A 15,506-nucleotide genomic window follows, 5' to 3' on the forward strand; every position below is an offset into this window, starting at 1 on the left:
ATGGATTGGAATAAAATTTATGCAGCAATTTATAGAGCAAGAAAAGACTATTTAAAGCCTATTTTTGAAATCGATCCTATCACTTTAAAAGATTTAGTAGGTATGGAAAGTCAAAAAAAAGCACTTTATGACAATACTTTAAATTTCATTCAAAATAAAGGGGCAAATCACGCACTTTTATGGGGATCTAAGGGCGCTGGAAAATCAAGTTTGATTAAGGCTATATTTAATGAATTTAAAGAACAGGGCTTAAGACTTGTCGAATTAAATAAAGAAGATTTATTTGCCTTAGCAGATATCATCGATGAAATCAGATTAGAAAATTTTAAATTCATACTTTTTTGTGATGATTTTTCTTTTGAGAAGGGAGATGATAGTTATAAATTTTTAAAACCTTTGCTCGAAGGAAGCATAGAAAAAGCCCCAAATAATGTAATTATTTATGCGAGTTCAAATCGTAGGCATTTATTAAGTGAAAGCATTGCTGATAATCTTGATACGCAAATCACACATACAGAACTTCATTTAAGCGATGCTGCCGAAGAAAGATTAAGCTTGAGTGATAGATTTGGTTTGTGGTTAAGTTTTTATCAAGGAAATTTAGAAGAGTATTTAAAGATGATAGATTTTTATTTTAAAGATTATTCTTGCAATAAAGAGCTTTTACACGCTAAAGCTAAAGAATTTGCCACCTTAAGAGCAAGTAGAAGTGGTCGTACTGCAAAGCAATTTTATTTGGCTTTTAAGGAGAATTTTAAATGACTGGAGCGCAAATTTTTATCAAGCTTTTAAATTTAGATTTAAATTATCATGATTTTGATTGGCTTGAAAATCAAGGATTGAGTGAATTTGAGCTTTTAATTTCTGTCATTTTAACTCAAAATACAAATTGGAAAAATGTCTTAAAAGCTTTAGAAAATTTAAAAAAAGAAAATATTGCAAGCTTAGAACAAATCAATACTTTATCCAATTTAGAATTTGCAACTTTAATCAAGCCTAGCGGATTTTATAATACCAAAGCCAAGCGTTTAAAAGGCTTAGTAGAAAGTATCATAAACACTTATGAAAATTTAGAAAATTTTAAAACAAATGTAAGCAGAGAATGGCTTTTAAATATCAAAGGTTTGGGTTTTGAAAGTGTTGATGGGATATTAAATTATCTTTGCAAAAGAGAGATTTTGGTTGTAGATAGTTATAGTTTGCGTTTGGCTTTTCACTTAGGCTATGAGTTTGAAAATTATGAAGAATTAAGAGAATTTTTTCAAAGTGGTATAGAGAGTAAGCAAGAAAATTTGTGTAAAATTTTAGGGAGAAAATGTGAACTTTACGAACTTTATCAAATTTTTCATGCTTTGATTGTAGCTTTTGCAAAACAGAGTTTTAAAGGACAAAAATTAAGCCCTAAGGGTGAAGAATGGATCAAAATTTTAAAGGAAGAATTATGAAAGCAAAAGGAAGCGAACTTATACCTGTTTTAACTATAGCAGGAAGTGATTGTAGTGGTGGAGCAGGGATACAAGCCGATCTTAAAACCTTTAGTGCGCACAATCTTTTTGGTATGAGTGTGGTTTTAAGTGTGGTAGCTGAAAATACCGCAAGGGTGATTTCTGTACACGATATACCTACTCAAAGCGTAGATGAACAAATGCTTGCCGTGTTTGAAGATATAGTGCCAAAGGCAACTAAAATCGGAATGATAGGTTCTTGTGAATTAATGAGCTGTGTAGCTAAAAATTTAAGCGAGTTTAAACCTCAAAATATAGTGATTGATCCTGTAATGTTTGCTAAAAATGGTTATGCTTTAATGCCGCAAGAAAATTGTGATTTTTTCAAACAAACCATAGTAAAATTTGCAGACATTCTTACGCCTAATATTCCTGAAGCAGAGTTTTTATGCGGTTTTAAGATCGCTAATGAAGAGCAGATGATAAAGGCAGCTAAACATTTATGCAGCTTGGGGGCTAAGGCAGTTTTACTTAAAGGCGGACATAGTGAAGAAAATGCCAATGATGTGCTTTATGATGGAAAAGAAATTTATATTTTAAAAGGCGAACGCATAGAAACTAAAAATACTCACGGTACAGGTTGTACGCTTTCTTCGGCTATTGCTAGTAATTTAGCTAAAGGCAAGGATTTATTTTATGCTGTTAGTGAGGCTAAAGAATATGTAAGAAATGCGATTTATTATTCACTCAATCTTGGAAAAGGTTGTGGTCCTACAAATCATTTTTTCAAGTTTTTAGATGAAAAATAAATTAGATCTTAGCCTTTATTTAGTTGCTTCTCAGGGAAATAAAAGCGAGGAGTGTTTTTTAAATACTTTAGAAAATGCTATAAAAGGTGGAGTAAGTATCATACAACTTCGTGAAAAAGAGCTTAATGCAAGAGAATTTTATAAACTAGGTTTAAAGGTGCAAAAACTTTGCAAGGCCTATAAAATACCTTTTTTGATTAACGATAGAGTGGACATAGCTTTAGCCTTAGATGCTGATGGGGTGCATTTAGGGCAGGAAGATTTAGAAGTAAAACTAGCTAGAAAGCTTTTAGGAGATGAAAAAATCATAGGCTTAAGCCTTAAAAAACTAGAACAACTTGAGTTCATACAAGGAGTAAATTATCTAGGTTGTGGAGCCATTAAGGCAACGCCTACTAAAGAAAGTTCGCTTTTAAGCCTTGAGTTTTTAAGCCAAATTTGTGATAAAAGCCCTATAGGGGTTGTAGCCATAGGAGGGATTGATAAAGAAGTGCTTGATGAGTTAAAGGGTATAAATTTAAGCGGTGTGGCTGTGGTTAGGGCGATCATGGATGCTAAAGATGCTTTTTTGGCAGCTAAAGAGCTAAAGCGTAAAATCTATGAAAATTTACCTCTTAAATGAAACTCCTTTTGAAGGGGTGGAAAATCTTATTTTAAATGAGATTATTTTTTACGATTTTAGTGTGGATTTAAGTTTATATGATGCTTTAATCTGCACCTCAAAAAATGCTTTAAAAGCCTTACAAAATGCAAAAATCACTTTAAATTTTAAACTCAATTTATACGCTGTAGGACAAAGTACAGCTCAATACGCTAAAAATTTAGGTTTTAAAAAGATTAAAATTCCATCAAAGGCTTATGGAAAAGATCTTTTTCTTGAATTTAAAGAGGAATTAAAAACGCAAAAATGTTTATATTTAAGGGCTAAAAATATTGTTTCAACTTTAAATTTGGATCTTAAAAATGCAGGTGTGGATTTAGATGAAATGATTGTTTATGAAAATGTTTTTAAAAAAGGTGACAAAAAACTTACTCATCCTGCTATTTTTATATTTACCTCTCCTTTAAGTGTAGAAAATTTTTTAAAATTTTATAGCTTAAAAGAAGAAGATAAGGTTGTAGTTATAGGGCAAAGCACAGCAAAGAAGCTTTTAAATTTTAAAAATCTTTATATATGCGAAAATCAAAGTCTTTTAGAGTGTGTTAAGCTTGCTAAGACTTTGGTTTAATTTTTTAAATTCCAAAAATTTTCTTTGGGATAAATGATAATGCTTTTTGTGAGTAAAATTTCATCATTGACATTTTTATCACGATTTAAAGTAATGCTAATGTGGGCTATAATAACACCATCTTTGCTTAAATTTGCATCGGGATTGAAGTTGGAAAATTTAAAATTAACACATTGTACAATAGGATAAAAGTATTTTATTTTAATCAAAGCTTTTGCGTAATTAAAATATATATTATCTAAACATTCTTTATTTTCTTGCTTTGCTTGATATAAAAAATATTTAGAAAATTGTGTTGCATTGTGACTTAAAATTTGAGCTTGAAGGTAGTAATAACTATCTTGGATTATTTTTGGAGTGTAGCTAGATATGTTTAAGGTCAAGCTCATCCATAGACTTATTAGTAGTATTAAAAAAATTGTCCAAATTAAAACATAAGCTTTTTTCATAGTAAAATTCTTTTTTCAAGGCAATATTTTGTTTGTCTTTTTAGGCAAATTTTTAATTTATTGTTTTGCAGGTTAAATGAGCTTATGTTTTTAGAAATTAATCCTTGTTGGTTTAATTGTTCATTAAATTTTGGCTTTATTTCATATATAAGTTCTTCATTTTGCAATTTGATAACTAATTGAGCTTGCAAAGGAATAAAACTACCTGTAAAATTTGTAGATATACCATTTTCTAAGATGGATATTTTTTCAATCTTATTAATTTTATAAGCATAGCTAATATGCTCATTGTCATTATATAAATCTTTTCTATTTTGGAGTTGTGTTTTAAAATCAGAATGAGGTGAATAAAGTGTATGATTATTTTCTAAAATAAGAGCAGAATTAATAAGATAAAGTTTATTATCTTTTAGGCTAATTAACTCATCTTTTAAAAGACATTTTAATGTATTTTGTGAAAATGTAATATTAATACAATTTTGTATTAATTTTTCTATTTTAAGCAAGTTTAAATGTGCTTGAGTGATAAGATTGTTTGTATGTAAAGCAGTGAAATTTAAATGATAAAAATCCATTAAAGGTTTTGAAAGTAAGCTAGTTATAAAAGTAAAAAGTATTAGTGATATTATAAGTTCAAAAAGTGTAAAAGCTTTGCTCATTCTTTAAAATAAACGCTATAATTTTGATCTTGAAAGTATAATTTTTGAAATTGAAATATACCATCATTAACAAACTGTTCTTGTAAAACTATAGGTTTTAAGGCTGAAGTTTGAAGTATGATGGTTTTAAAAATGGGCTTTTCATATAATTCTTCTTGAAGTTTATAGAGTCTTTCAAAAATATTTAAATTTTCATAGTTTTTGTAAAGTTGAGTATAGTAATAAAAAATGCCAATGAAAATTAAAGATATGATCGTTATAGCACTAATACTTTCTATAAGTATGAAAGCCTTTTTCATTTAGCACTGCTAGCATTTATGGCTTCAAAAAAACTTCCGCGAATTCCTTTTTGTTCGAGTATTTTTATGCCTTTTATTGTAACTCCGCCAGGGGAGCAAATATTTTCTTTGATAATAGCTGGATGTTCATGTTCTAGTAAAGCACTAGAGCTTTTAAATAAAGAGCGCGTAAGATTGAGACTAAGTTCTTTTGACAAACCTTCATAAACTCCAGCATTAGCAATACTTTCTGCTATAAGTGCTAAAAAAGCAGGAGCGCAGCCGCTAATCGCCATAGCTGCATTCATTTGTATTTCATTATCTAATTTATAAGCTGAACCAAAAGTTTTTAAAATGTCTAAAATTTCATTTTCAAAATGAGAGTTTTTAAGTATATATGGTGTAGTTGAAGCCTTATATTTAGCTGCTGTATTAGGCATTATTCTAACATAATTTTGAGCTTTGATGGTTTGTAGTTTTTCAAAATCAACATTGGCTAAAACAGAGATTAAGATGCGTGCTCGTCCTTTTAGTATTTGGGCAATATTTTCTAAAGCATAAGGTTTGAAAGCCAAAATAACATCTTTACCTTCTATGTTAAAATCTTTGTAAAGTAAGGTTTTAAAGCCTTCTTTGGTGAGGGCTTGAAGTTTTTCTATACTTCTTCCTACTATACAAATTTCATAATCATCTTTTAATCCATAGGCTAAGGCTGTTGCCATAGCTCCATTTGCAAGTATATAGAGCATTATTTTTTAATATAATTAGCAATTTGATCAGCTTGAAAAAAGTCCGGATAATTAACTGTATCTAGTATCACTTGTACCATAGTATTATTATCAAGATTAATGACTACTGGAGCTAGAAAATTCACTGTCGATTCTTCAATGCTTTTTGCTATGGCTACTATATTAAAAATTTTCATATTAGATTCAGGTGTTAAAGAAAGAAGCTCTTGATAATAAGTTGGTATATCAAATTCATAATCAGGTCTAATCAAATAAGGATTAATTAAAACAAAAGAAAAGTCTTTACCATCAAGACTTTTAAGTCTTACAAATACTTCATCGATAGTTGAAAATTCCATATTTTTGGTTTCTTCAAAACCTAAGATAGGGCATTTAACAGCTAGGGTCATGTTTTCTCCTCAAGTTATAATGTTTAATATTTTAACATAAAATAAGCAATAATCATTCCAAAATTTTAAATTATTTAATTAATTTTATTATAATTTTAGAAGAACATAATTATAAAATCGTTAAAATATAGATTTTTGAGAATATAAATCAAGGTGAAGTATGAAAAAAGGTATTTTTTTATTGGTTTTTTTAAGTGTTTTTTTTAATGCGTGTAGTACGAAAAATGATGAAGGTTTATACAATCTTAGTGCTAGTGAGTGGTATAAGCAAATTATTAAAGATTTACAGGACAAGGATTTGGAAAAAGCCGATGATCATTATAATGGTATGGCAAGTGAGCACGTTGCCGATCCTTTATTGGAAACTACTTTAATTATTTTAGCACAAGCTCATATGGATGAAGAGGAATATAAGTTAGCTGAATTTTATTTAGATGAATATAATAAAAAATTTGGAAATTCACGCAATGCTGATTATATTCGTTATCTTAAAATTAAAGCAAAATTTGATGCATTTGCAGTGCCAAATCGTAATCAGGCTTTAATGCTTGAAAGCCAAAAAGAAATAGATACTTTTTTGAAAGATTATCCTTATACAGAATATGAACCTTTGGTTCAAACAATGCTTACAAAATTTAATTTAGCGGTTTTTTATCTTAATAGTACTATAGAAAATCTATACCAGCGCATAGGGCATGATGAAAGTGCGCAAATTTATAAACAAAGACTTCAAGAAAGTGAATTTTATCAGCAAAGTATTATCAAACCTGAGCTTCCTTGGTATAGAAGTATATTTGAAAGATTTTAATAAACAAGGAAAATAAATGCAGATTGAAGAGATACAAAATTATCCAGCAAATTTACCAGTATTGGTTGAAGATGAATTATTTTTATATCCTTTTATGATAACTCCTATTTTTATTAACGATTCATCCAATATGAAAGCTTTAGATCTTGCGATTAAAAATGATAGTATGCTTTTTGTTGCGCCTTCAAGGTTGGAAAATGGAAGAAATTTTGATGAAATTTATAATTGTGGAGTGATTGGGGCTATCATGCGAAAAGTTCCTTTACCTGATGGAAGGGTGAAAATACTTTTTCAAGGATATGCTAAGGGTAAAATTATAGAGCAAATTTCTAATAAACCTTTAGAAGCCAAGATAGAACTTATAAAAGAAGACTTTTTAGAAGGAACTAAAAAAGAAGCGCTTCTTGAAGTTTTAAAAGAGAAGGTAAAAAATTTGGCAAATATTAGTCATTATTTTTCTCCGGATCTTTTAAGAACAATTGAAGAAGGTTTTGATGCGTCTAGGATTTGTGATTTGATTTTAAATACTGTGCGTATTAAAAAACAAGTTGCTTATGAGTTTTTTGTTTTAACAGATCTTGAGCAAAAATTAGTAAAATTAATAGATTTAATTGCCCAAGAAATAGAAGCCAATAAAATTCAAAAAGAAATTAAAAATAAAGTACATTCTCGTATTGATAAGGTAAATAAAGAATATTTTTTAAAAGAACAATTAAGACAAATTCAAAAAGAGCTTGGTTCTGACACACAAAAAGAAGATGAGGTTAGAGAGTATCAAAAGCGTCTGGAGTTAAAGAAGAAATTTATGCACGAAGACGCTTATAAAGAAATCAAAAAACAAATTGAAAAATTCGAACGCATTCATCAAGATAATTCCGAAGCATCGATGATTCAAACTTACATAGAAACAGCATTAGATATTCCTTTTGAAAAAATTTCTAAGAAAAAACTTGATATTAAAGAAGTTTCAAAACAGCTCAACCATGATCATTATGCATTAAATAAACCAAAAGAACGCATAGAAGAATATTTTGCAGTTAGGGAACTTTTAGAAAAAAGAAAAATAGCAGAAAAAGATGGTGCTAAAGTTATACTTTGTCTTTATGGACCTCCTGGCGTGGGTAAAACTTCACTGGCAAATTCTGTTTCAAAAGCTTTAAAAAGAGAGCTTATTCGCATAGCCTTAGGCGGACTTGAAGATGTTAATGAGCTACGTGGTCATCGTAGAACTTATATAGGCGCTATGCCTGGACGTATTACCCAAGGACTCATAGAGGCAAAACAAATTAATCCTGTAATTGTATTGGATGAAATTGATAAATTAAATCGCAGTTTTAGAGGCGATCCAAGTGCGGTGCTTTTAGAAATTTTAGATCCAGAGCAAAATTCTAAATTTAGGGATTATTATTTAAATTTTAATATTGATTTAAGTAAAGTCATTTTTATAGCAACGGCAAATGATATTAGCAATATTCCTGCACCTTTAAGAGATAGAATGGAATTTATAGAACTTAGCTCTTATACTCCAAGTGAAAAATTTCATATAATGAAAAAATATTTAATTCCAGATGAGCTTAAAAAACATGGCTTAAAATCCAATGAATTATCTATTGATGATGAAACTATAGAGTTAATCATTAGTGATTATACTCGTGAATCAGGAGTTAGAAATTTGCGTCGCAAAGTGGCAGAGTTGTGTCGTAAGAGTGCTAAAAAACTACTTTTAGAAAATATTAAAAAAGTCATTATTAATACAAAAAATTTGAATGAATTTTTAGATAAAAAAATTTTTGAAATAGAAAAAAATAATGGAGAAAATCAAGTAGGTCAGGTTAATGGTTTGGCTTGGACAAGTGTAGGTGGAGATGTTTTAAAAGTAGAGGCTGTAAAAATTAAAGGTAAAGGAGAATTAACGCTCACGGGAAGTTTGGGTGATGTAATGAAAGAATCAGCTAGAATTGCTTTTAGCATGATAAAAGTTTTAATCGATGAAGGAAAAATAAAAATACCTAAAAAAATAATTATCGATCCTAAAGTTAATGTTTATGATAGTTATAATATTCATATCCATGTGCCAGATGGAGCTACTCCAAAAGATGGCCCAAGTGCAGGCATTACGATAAGCACAGCTATTGCTTCTATTTTTAGTGATAAAAAGGTTAAAGCAGATGTTGCAATGACAGGTGAAATAGATTTAAAAGGAAAAGTTTTACCAATAGGTGGATTAAAAGAAAAATTAATTGCAGCTTATAAAGCAGATATAAAAACAGCTTTAATCCCAAGAAAAAATTACGAAAGGGATTTAAAAGATATTCCTAGTGAGGTTAGAGACAATATGGAAATCATTGCTGTTGATACTTTTAGTGATGTCTTAGAATATACTTTGGTTTAATTTTATTTTGAGAATAAATGTATAAGAAAGCAAACTTTTTACAAGTTTGCTTTTAAAAGATTATAGTCCTTCAAAAGGATTATTGACTACTTCTTTTCTATCCACTATATAAGGGATAAGAGCTACATGTCTTGCACGTTTGATTGCAACTTCTACCATTTCTTGGTATTTTTTGCTTGTACCTGTTAAACGGCGTGGCATGATTTTAAATCTTTCAGATAAAGCATGTTTTAACATTGCTGTATCTTTATAATCAATAAATTCAACTTTTGCTTCAGTGTATTTGCAATATTTGCGAGAGTATTTTCTTTTTTCTGCCATAGTTTATCCTTTAAAATGGTAAATTAGTATCATCGCTATCATAAGCATCGATATCAATTTCTTTTAATTTTTCTTCGTGTTGTGGGTTTTGGTTTCTTTGTGGAGCAGGGTTTGCTTTTGCTTTATTAAAATTTTGATTTTCACTCATATAAGGATCATAGCTTTGATTTTCATAGTTTCCACTATAATTGTTGTTTGAAAAGCTATTATTACCAATTCCACCTTGTTGTGGAGCATTGGAATTGCCGCCAAGCATTTCCATATTTTCAACTTGAATGCTATGTTTAGAGCGATTTTGTCCATTTTGATCACTCCATTGTTCAAATCTCAAACGTCCTTCTATGAGTACTTTTGAACCTTTTGTAAGGTATTGGTTTGCAACTTCTGCGGTGCGACCATAAAAGCTTATATCAATAAAGCAAGTTTCCTCTCTTTTTTCTCCATTTGTGGTAAATCTTCTTGTTACTGCGATAGCAGAAGTTCCAATAGCACTACCGCTTTGTGCATAACGCATTTCTATATCGCGTGTAAGATTTCCAACCAAAACAACTTTGTTAAACATCTTTTTCCTTATTGAATTTCAGGAGCATCTAAAGGTTTGATTTCTTTTTTAGATTGCTTAATCCCGTGGCTTAGTTTTTCCCAAGCTGCAATTTCTTTTTTGTTTTCATATTTTACGATTAAAAATCTTATTACTTCTTCAGTGATTCTTAACACCCTTTCAAGCTCAGCGATCAAGTTTGTAGGAGCTTTGAAATAAATCACAAAATAAGTTCCTCTTTCGTATTTTTTGATTTTATACGCTAATTTTCTAGTGCCCATTGGAACAACAGTTTCAATTTCTGCACCATTTTTGGTTAGGACTTCTTTAACGAATTCCAACTTCGCATTCACTTCCTCTTCGGTAAGTGTTGGTTTTAAGATAAATAAAACCTCATAATGTTTCATCTTTTCTCCTTATGGATATTAAAGCCCATTTTCATGAGCAAGGATTTTGCATAAAGCAAGGCTAAATTATATCAAAATATACTTAATTTATACTTCAATAAGTGTTGTAACTTTTTGTAATTACCTGTTTATAATTTAAAGGTGAAATTTTAACCTTTTATCTTAATCCGTGATATAATTAATTTAAGTTGCGAATTGTTAAAAAAGGAGGGTGGATATGAATAGTACGAAACCTATTCGTTGGTTTACTTTTATCGTTTTAGTTATTGGCGGAGGAACTGTTTTTAAACTTTCCTCTTTAAAAGATGCCTTTTATGTGCCTATGCAAGAATTTATGAATCTTAGCAATACACAAATTGGACTCGCGCTCTCAGTTTATGGCATAGTGCAAACGGTGGGAAATTTTGCATCCATTTATATAGCAGATAGATTTTCTAAAAAAATACTCATTCCTTTTTCATTGGTTTGTGTGGGTTTGGTTGGAATTTATATTTCTACTTTTCCTTCTTTTTATGGAATTTTAATAGCTTGGGGTTTGCTTTCTTTATTTGGAGAAGTTGTGTATTGGCCTGTTTTGCTTAAAGCCATTCGCTTGCTTGGAGATTCTACTCAACAAGGAAGACTTTTTGGATTTTTAGAAGCAGGACGTGGTGTTATAGATACTATAGTTGCTTTTGGTGCTTTGGGAATTTTTTTACTTTTAGGGTCTGGCGCAGGTGGACTTAAGGCTGCTATATTATTTTATAGTGCTTGTGTGATTATAGCAGGTATTTTGGCATATTTTCTACTTGAAGATGACAAAATTAATACCCAAGATGAGCAAGGAAATGAAATCAGTAAAAACAAAGCCGCTTGGAATGGAGTTATCAAAGCGATTAAAACTCCTGAAATTTGGGTGGTATCTTTGACCATTTTTACTATTTATTCTGTGTATTGTGGTTTGACTTATTTTATTCCATTTTTAAAAGATATTTATGGTATGCCTGTGGCTTTGGTCGGTGCTTATGGTATTATCAATCAATACACTTTAAAATTAGTAGGTGGGCCAATTGGGGGATATTTAGCAGATAAAACCTTTAAATCTTCAACAAGATATTTGCGTTTTGCTTTGATTTTAGGAGCCTTGGCCATATTAATTTTTGTTTTTATGCCTCATGAGAAATTAAATATTTATTTTGGTATGAGTTTAACCTTAGGTTTTGCCGCTCTTGTTTTTACTATGCGTGCGACATTTTTTGCGCCTGTGGATGAGATAGAAGTACCTAGAGAAATTAGCGGAGCTGCTATGAGTATAGCTTGTATTTTTGGTTATTCTCCACAACTTTTTTGTTTTGCACTTTATGGTTTTATGATCGATCATTTTAAAGGTTTATTAGGCTATCAAATTGTTTTTGCGTTAATGGGGATTTTTGCTATTTGTGGTGTGATTGTAACTACGATTTTACTTAAGATGATAGCTAGAAAAAAAGCATTAAAAGGAGTGGTATCATGAAAATAGGTTTAGAAACTGAAAGCATGCATTTATGGTTTCAAAATGGTAGGATGGATATATTTTCTTATATAGATTTTGCTAAAAATTTGGGCTGTGAGGGTGTGATTATAAATATCATTAAAGATTTTGGTTTAGATGAAGAATGGGGATGCTTAGGAAGCGATGACGAAAATCATCTTAAAAAAATTAAAGCCAAATTGGATGAATACAATATGTATTGTGAGATCGACTCTAAGGGTTTTAATAAAGATAAATTTGAAAAAATTGCTAAAGTAGCTTCTATTTTAGGCGCTAAAATTATACGCTCTTATGTGCCCTTAACCGATAAAAATAAAAAGGTTAAACATGCTAGCGATGGGGCTTATGATGATTCTAAAATTACTACTAGATTCGATAAAGAAGATTTTTTAGCTACAAAGGATGAAATAAAAGCTTTGATACCGATTTTGGAAAAATATGATTTAAAACTTGCTATAGAAAATCATGAGTATCAAACTTCAGAGGATTTGCTTGATTTGTTGAAATTGATCAATCATCCTAAAATAGGATTTTTATATGATTTTGGAAATTCCATGATGGCCTATGAAGATCCTATAAAAGCTTGCAAAGACATGGCTAAATATACTTTTAGCACGCATTGTAAGGATCATATAGTTTTCATTGAAGAGGGTGTAGAATATGTTTGCGGCGTTCCTTTGGGAGAAGGAAATTTAGACATTAAAACTTGTGTAGAAATTCTTAAAAAAGAAGGACTTGACCGTATTAATGTAGAGCAATGTTATCCTTATTGTGCGACTTTTAAAAGAGAAAAAGGAACAGGTGGGGTTAAAGAATTAGGTAAAGGGGCTTTTAAGATAGAAAAAGCTTTATTTGAAGATTTAAAAGCTATGCAGTATTATTATCCTCAAGAAGTATCTCAAGAATGCTTAGAGAGGCTTTTAAAACTTCAAAAAAAAGGTTGCGAGAAAAGTGTAGAATATTTAAAAAGTATTATTTAGATAAAATTTGGAATAAATTTTGTTTAATATTTTCAAGCATAGCAAAACGTTTTTTATACATGGAGCGTTTTTGCGAAGGGATTTCTTCTAGGTTTTTTTGAGAGTGGTGGAGTTTATAGTATTTGTGTTTATTGATTTTTATTAATTCTCCACCATTTTCTAGCCAAATTTTTTGATAATCTACAAAATATCCTTTTTCTTTTCCTTTTTGAGAACGGATTTGATTTTTTTCATGTACACCTAAAGTAGCTTGAAGTTTTAAAATTTCACAAAGCATCTTAGAGCATTCTATAAGTAAAGCAACAGGGCGCAAACCATGACATTTTTTAGTTAAAATTTTATTAATTTCTAAAAGATTAAAATCTTTGTATTTATATCCTTGTATGCAAGAAAGTAGAAGATTATTTTCTAAAGTAAAGCAAAAATTACATTGTGAAATAGTGTATTTTTTAAATTTTAAAGAAAAAGCCCAAAAACCTTCTTCGTAAACATTATGGTTATATCCTAAAAAAAGCTCAAAATCTTCATCAAAAGAAAAAATCAATTGTTCTTCGGGAAGAAATTTAAAACAAGTAAGTCCCTTATCAACATCATAAATAAGTGTTTTAACGCGTTCATTTGCTTTAAAACTTTTATCGCAAAATCTTCTTATAGCATTGTAGCAAGCATAGGGTCTTTGAGAGAAAAAGTCTTTTAAATGTTTATTTTTTTCTTCATTAAGCGTTTTTTCTAGAAGCCTTACTTGAGGAAAATATAGAATTTTTCTTGCTTGAAAACGCAAATAGCGCCAAAAGATGATACTTTTTCTTCTATCAGTAAAATTTGGAATAGGGTAGGAAAATTTTTTATTCACCTGTAATCCTTGATATATCGTTATAAGTTGCAAAGAGCATTAAGCTTAAAAGTATTGCCATGCCTGCGTAACTTAAGTATTCAAAAGCACGCTGTGGAACCTTGCGTCTAAAAATCATTTCATAAATATTAAAAAGTATATGTCCTCCATCAAGCATAGGAATAGGTAAAAGATTTAAAATGCCTAAATTTATAGAAATTAAAGCAGTGATAAATAAAAGCAAAGTAAAGCTATTTTGTGCAGCCTTTGAGGTAATTTCAGTCATGGTGATAATACCGCCTAAATTTTTTGCTTCAACTTCACCACTTATGAGTTTTACTATACCCTTGATGATGAGTGTAGAAGCTTGAAAACTTTCTTGTGCGGCATATTTAAAACTTTCTAAACCTTGATGTTTTGCAAGAGTGCTTGTACCATTTGGACTGATTCCAAGTTGAGGTTTTTCAATAATTTGCCCAAAGTCATTATATCCTTGTCCTATTTTTGGAGTTAAAATAAATTCTAAATTTTTTCCTTCTCTATTGATTAATATTTTCAAAGGCTCTAAACTTAAATGTTTTGAAATTTCATCAAAGCTTTGAATTTTTACACCGTTGATTTCTAAGATAGTATCATTTTTTTGAAGTCCTATGTCTTGTGCAGCAGAGTTTGGCGCTATGTTTCCTATTTGTGGAGCAAGTTTTTCTAAGCCTAAATTTCCTATGATAATATAAAGAAAAAAAGCTAAAATCAGGTTGAAAAATGGTCCAGCGAAAAGAATATAAATCTTTTTTAAGGGGCTTAAAATGCTATAGCTATCTTTGTCTAGATTTTCAAAACCAGGACGCATATCATCTTGTCCTTTAAGTTTAACATATCCTCCAAGTGGTAAAGCGCTTAAGCGATAGTTTGTGCCTTTAAATTCACGTTCTATAAGACTTTTTCCAAATCCTATGCTAAAGACTTCAACTTTTACACCCAAAGATCTTGCAGCTAAAAAATGTCCTAATTCGTGAAAGAAAATTAAAAATGAGATGACTAAAACAGTTGCTAAAAATTCAATAGAATAAAATTTAATTCCTAAAATCAAAATAATAATTAAAAACAATAAAGATCTCATTTTTCTCCTTTTTTTTGAGCTTTTGTATAAGTATAGATGTATTCGAATCCAGAATAAAGAGTTAAAATCAAAGCTATGTAAAGTAGAATTTCTCCGCCTATCCACTCCATGATTAAAAATCCTATCGCAGTCATTTGAAAAGCGGTTTTAAGTTTGCCTGCAAAAGAAGCATTGACATTTAAATTTTCACTGATCATTACAACTCTAAAACCTGTGATAAAAAATTCCCTTACTAGTATAATATAAATTACCCATTCATTAGCTTTTCCTGTAAGTAAAAGCCCTAAAAAAGCTGCTAAAACAAGCATTTTATCGGCTAATGGATCTAAGATTCCGCCCAGTTTTGTAGTTTGTTTCCAAGTTCTTGCGATGTATCCATCAAAAAAATCACTTAAAGCCGCTAATGAAAAAGTTAAAGCAGCAAAATAGTTAATCCAACTTTGATGAATGTTTTCAAATTTATGAACTAACAAAAAAAATAATAAAGGTGCTAAAACCATTCTAAAAATCGCCAAGATATTAGGTAAATTCATAACAAGCCTTGTGAAATTAAATGTAAAATTATAATTAAAATTGTATAAAATTTAA

At 29.9% G+C, this 15,506-nt stretch carries 20 protein-coding genes; 9 read left to right on the forward strand and 11 right to left on the reverse strand.

Annotated features, from left to right (window positions below; genetic code table 11):
* From ELQ07_RS01080 to ELQ07_RS01100, 5 genes are read left to right on the forward strand one after another with little or no spacing between them, the layout of a single operon-like run.
* On the forward strand, nt 1-762 hold the full coding sequence (locus ELQ07_RS01080; protein ID WP_134224620.1) for an ATP-binding protein: 762 nt from the start codon (nt 1-3) through the stop codon (nt 760-762).
* On the forward strand, nt 759-1,445 hold the full coding sequence (locus ELQ07_RS01085; protein ID WP_134224621.1) for an endonuclease III domain-containing protein: 687 nt from the start codon (nt 759-761) through the stop codon (nt 1,443-1,445). The genes ELQ07_RS01080 and ELQ07_RS01085 overlap by 4 nt, the downstream gene beginning before the upstream one ends.
* Nucleotides 1,442-2,254, forward strand: a complete 813-nt coding sequence (gene thiD, locus ELQ07_RS01090; protein WP_002864255.1) for a bifunctional hydroxymethylpyrimidine kinase/phosphomethylpyrimidine kinase — start codon at nt 1,442-1,444, stop codon at nt 2,252-2,254. Before ELQ07_RS01085 ends, thiD begins: the two co-directional genes overlap by 4 nt.
* Entirely contained in the window at nt 2,244-2,876 is a 633-nt protein-coding gene (gene thiE / locus ELQ07_RS01095; protein ID WP_134224622.1) for a thiamine phosphate synthase, read from the forward strand. Before thiD ends, thiE begins: the two co-directional genes overlap by 11 nt.
* Entirely contained in the window at nt 2,854-3,483 is a 630-nt protein-coding gene (locus ELQ07_RS01100; RefSeq protein WP_002866105.1) for a uroporphyrinogen-III synthase, read from the forward strand. Before thiE ends, ELQ07_RS01100 begins: the two co-directional genes overlap by 23 nt.
* On the opposite strand, the gene ELQ07_RS01105 is transcribed toward ELQ07_RS01100, so the two are convergent.
* The 5 genes from ELQ07_RS01105 to fliW are packed head-to-tail and all read right to left on the reverse strand — an operon-like array spanning nt 3,480 to nt 6,007.
* Entirely contained in the window at nt 3,480-3,932 is a 453-nt protein-coding gene (locus ELQ07_RS01105; protein WP_032603535.1) for a hypothetical protein, read from the reverse strand. The genes ELQ07_RS01100 and ELQ07_RS01105 overlap by 4 nt on opposite strands.
* Entirely contained in the window at nt 3,929-4,591 is a 663-nt protein-coding gene (locus ELQ07_RS01110) for a hypothetical protein (RefSeq protein WP_002866103.1), read from the reverse strand. Before ELQ07_RS01110 ends, ELQ07_RS01105 begins: the two co-directional genes overlap by 4 nt.
* Complete coding sequence (locus ELQ07_RS01115; RefSeq protein WP_002855822.1) at nt 4,588-4,890, reverse strand: transformation system protein; 303 nt, start codon at nt 4,888-4,890, stop codon at nt 4,588-4,590. Before ELQ07_RS01115 ends, ELQ07_RS01110 begins: the two co-directional genes overlap by 4 nt.
* On the reverse strand, nt 4,887-5,618 hold the full coding sequence (locus ELQ07_RS01120) for a pyrroline-5-carboxylate reductase (protein WP_002932769.1): 732 nt from the start codon (nt 5,616-5,618) through the stop codon (nt 4,887-4,889). The genes ELQ07_RS01115 and ELQ07_RS01120 overlap by 4 nt, the downstream gene beginning before the upstream one ends.
* Nucleotides 5,618-6,007 (reverse strand): flagellar assembly protein FliW, encoded by a 390-nt coding sequence (gene fliW / locus ELQ07_RS01125; RefSeq protein ID WP_002852982.1) that lies wholly within the window; start codon nt 6,005-6,007, stop codon nt 5,618-5,620. The genes ELQ07_RS01120 and fliW overlap by 1 nt, the downstream gene beginning before the upstream one ends.
* A 160-nt stretch (nt 6,008-6,167) precedes the next feature.
* Between fliW and ELQ07_RS01130 the strand changes: the two genes are divergently transcribed.
* Together ELQ07_RS01130 and lon are read left to right on the forward strand one after the other, a co-directional pair.
* The gene (locus tag ELQ07_RS01130; RefSeq protein WP_002877748.1) at nt 6,168-6,815 is read left to right on the forward strand and encodes an outer membrane protein assembly factor BamD; all 648 of its coding nucleotides are present in this window, start codon (nt 6,168-6,170) and stop codon (nt 6,813-6,815) included.
* Nucleotides 6,816-6,831: 16 nt separating this feature from the next.
* Nucleotides 6,832-9,207, forward strand: a complete 2,376-nt coding sequence (gene lon, locus ELQ07_RS01135) for an endopeptidase La (protein WP_134224623.1) — start codon at nt 6,832-6,834, stop codon at nt 9,205-9,207.
* Nucleotides 9,208-9,267: 60 nt separating this feature from the next.
* Here lon and rpsR read toward each other — a convergent pair whose 3' ends face one another.
* Genes rpsR through rpsF form a run of 3 tightly spaced genes read right to left on the reverse strand, consistent with a single transcriptional unit; the run spans nt 9,268 to nt 10,476 of the window.
* Complete coding sequence (gene rpsR, locus ELQ07_RS01140; protein WP_002777087.1) at nt 9,268-9,528, reverse strand: 30S ribosomal protein S18; 261 nt, start codon at nt 9,526-9,528, stop codon at nt 9,268-9,270.
* A gap of 10 nt (nt 9,529-9,538) precedes the next feature.
* Nucleotides 9,539-10,090 carry a single-stranded DNA-binding protein gene (locus ELQ07_RS01145; RefSeq protein WP_134224624.1) on the reverse strand — a complete coding sequence of 184 codons (552 nt, stop codon included), beginning with the start codon at nt 10,088-10,090 and terminating at the stop codon, nt 9,539-9,541.
* Between the two features lie 8 nt (nt 10,091-10,098).
* Entirely contained in the window at nt 10,099-10,476 is a 378-nt protein-coding gene (gene rpsF / locus ELQ07_RS01150; RefSeq protein WP_002812868.1) for a 30S ribosomal protein S6, read from the reverse strand.
* 217 nt (nt 10,477-10,693) lie between these two features.
* Between rpsF and ELQ07_RS01155 the strand changes: the two genes are divergently transcribed.
* Together ELQ07_RS01155 and ELQ07_RS01160 are read left to right on the forward strand one after the other, a co-directional pair.
* Complete coding sequence (locus tag ELQ07_RS01155) at nt 10,694-11,968, forward strand: MFS transporter (protein ID WP_002866096.1); 1,275 nt, start codon at nt 10,694-10,696, stop codon at nt 11,966-11,968.
* Nucleotides 11,965-12,966 carry a sugar phosphate isomerase/epimerase family protein gene (locus tag ELQ07_RS01160; protein WP_002861795.1) on the forward strand — a complete coding sequence of 334 codons (1,002 nt, stop codon included), beginning with the start codon at nt 11,965-11,967 and terminating at the stop codon, nt 12,964-12,966. The genes ELQ07_RS01155 and ELQ07_RS01160 overlap by 4 nt, the downstream gene beginning before the upstream one ends.
* On the opposite strand, the gene ELQ07_RS01165 is transcribed toward ELQ07_RS01160, so the two are convergent.
* The 3 genes from ELQ07_RS01165 to pgsA are packed head-to-tail and all read right to left on the reverse strand — an operon-like array spanning nt 12,959 to nt 15,451.
* A complete protein-coding gene (locus ELQ07_RS01165; protein WP_134224625.1) occupies nt 12,959-13,819 on the reverse strand; it encodes a VirK family antimicrobial peptide resistance protein in 861 nt (286 codons plus the stop codon). The two genes, ELQ07_RS01160 and ELQ07_RS01165, sit on opposite strands and share 8 nt — an antisense overlap.
* Complete coding sequence (gene rseP, locus ELQ07_RS01170; protein WP_134224626.1) at nt 13,812-14,918, reverse strand: RIP metalloprotease RseP; 1,107 nt, start codon at nt 14,916-14,918, stop codon at nt 13,812-13,814. The genes ELQ07_RS01165 and rseP overlap by 8 nt, the downstream gene beginning before the upstream one ends.
* A complete protein-coding gene (gene pgsA / locus ELQ07_RS01175; protein ID WP_134224627.1) occupies nt 14,915-15,451 on the reverse strand; it encodes a CDP-diacylglycerol--glycerol-3-phosphate 3-phosphatidyltransferase in 537 nt (178 codons plus the stop codon). Before pgsA ends, rseP begins: the two co-directional genes overlap by 4 nt.
* Between the last annotated feature and the right edge of the window lie 55 nt (nt 15,452-15,506).

Source organism: Campylobacter sp. US55, assembly GCF_004378955.1.
Lineage (GTDB): Bacteria > Campylobacterota > Campylobacteria > Campylobacterales > Campylobacteraceae > Campylobacter_D > Campylobacter_D jejuni.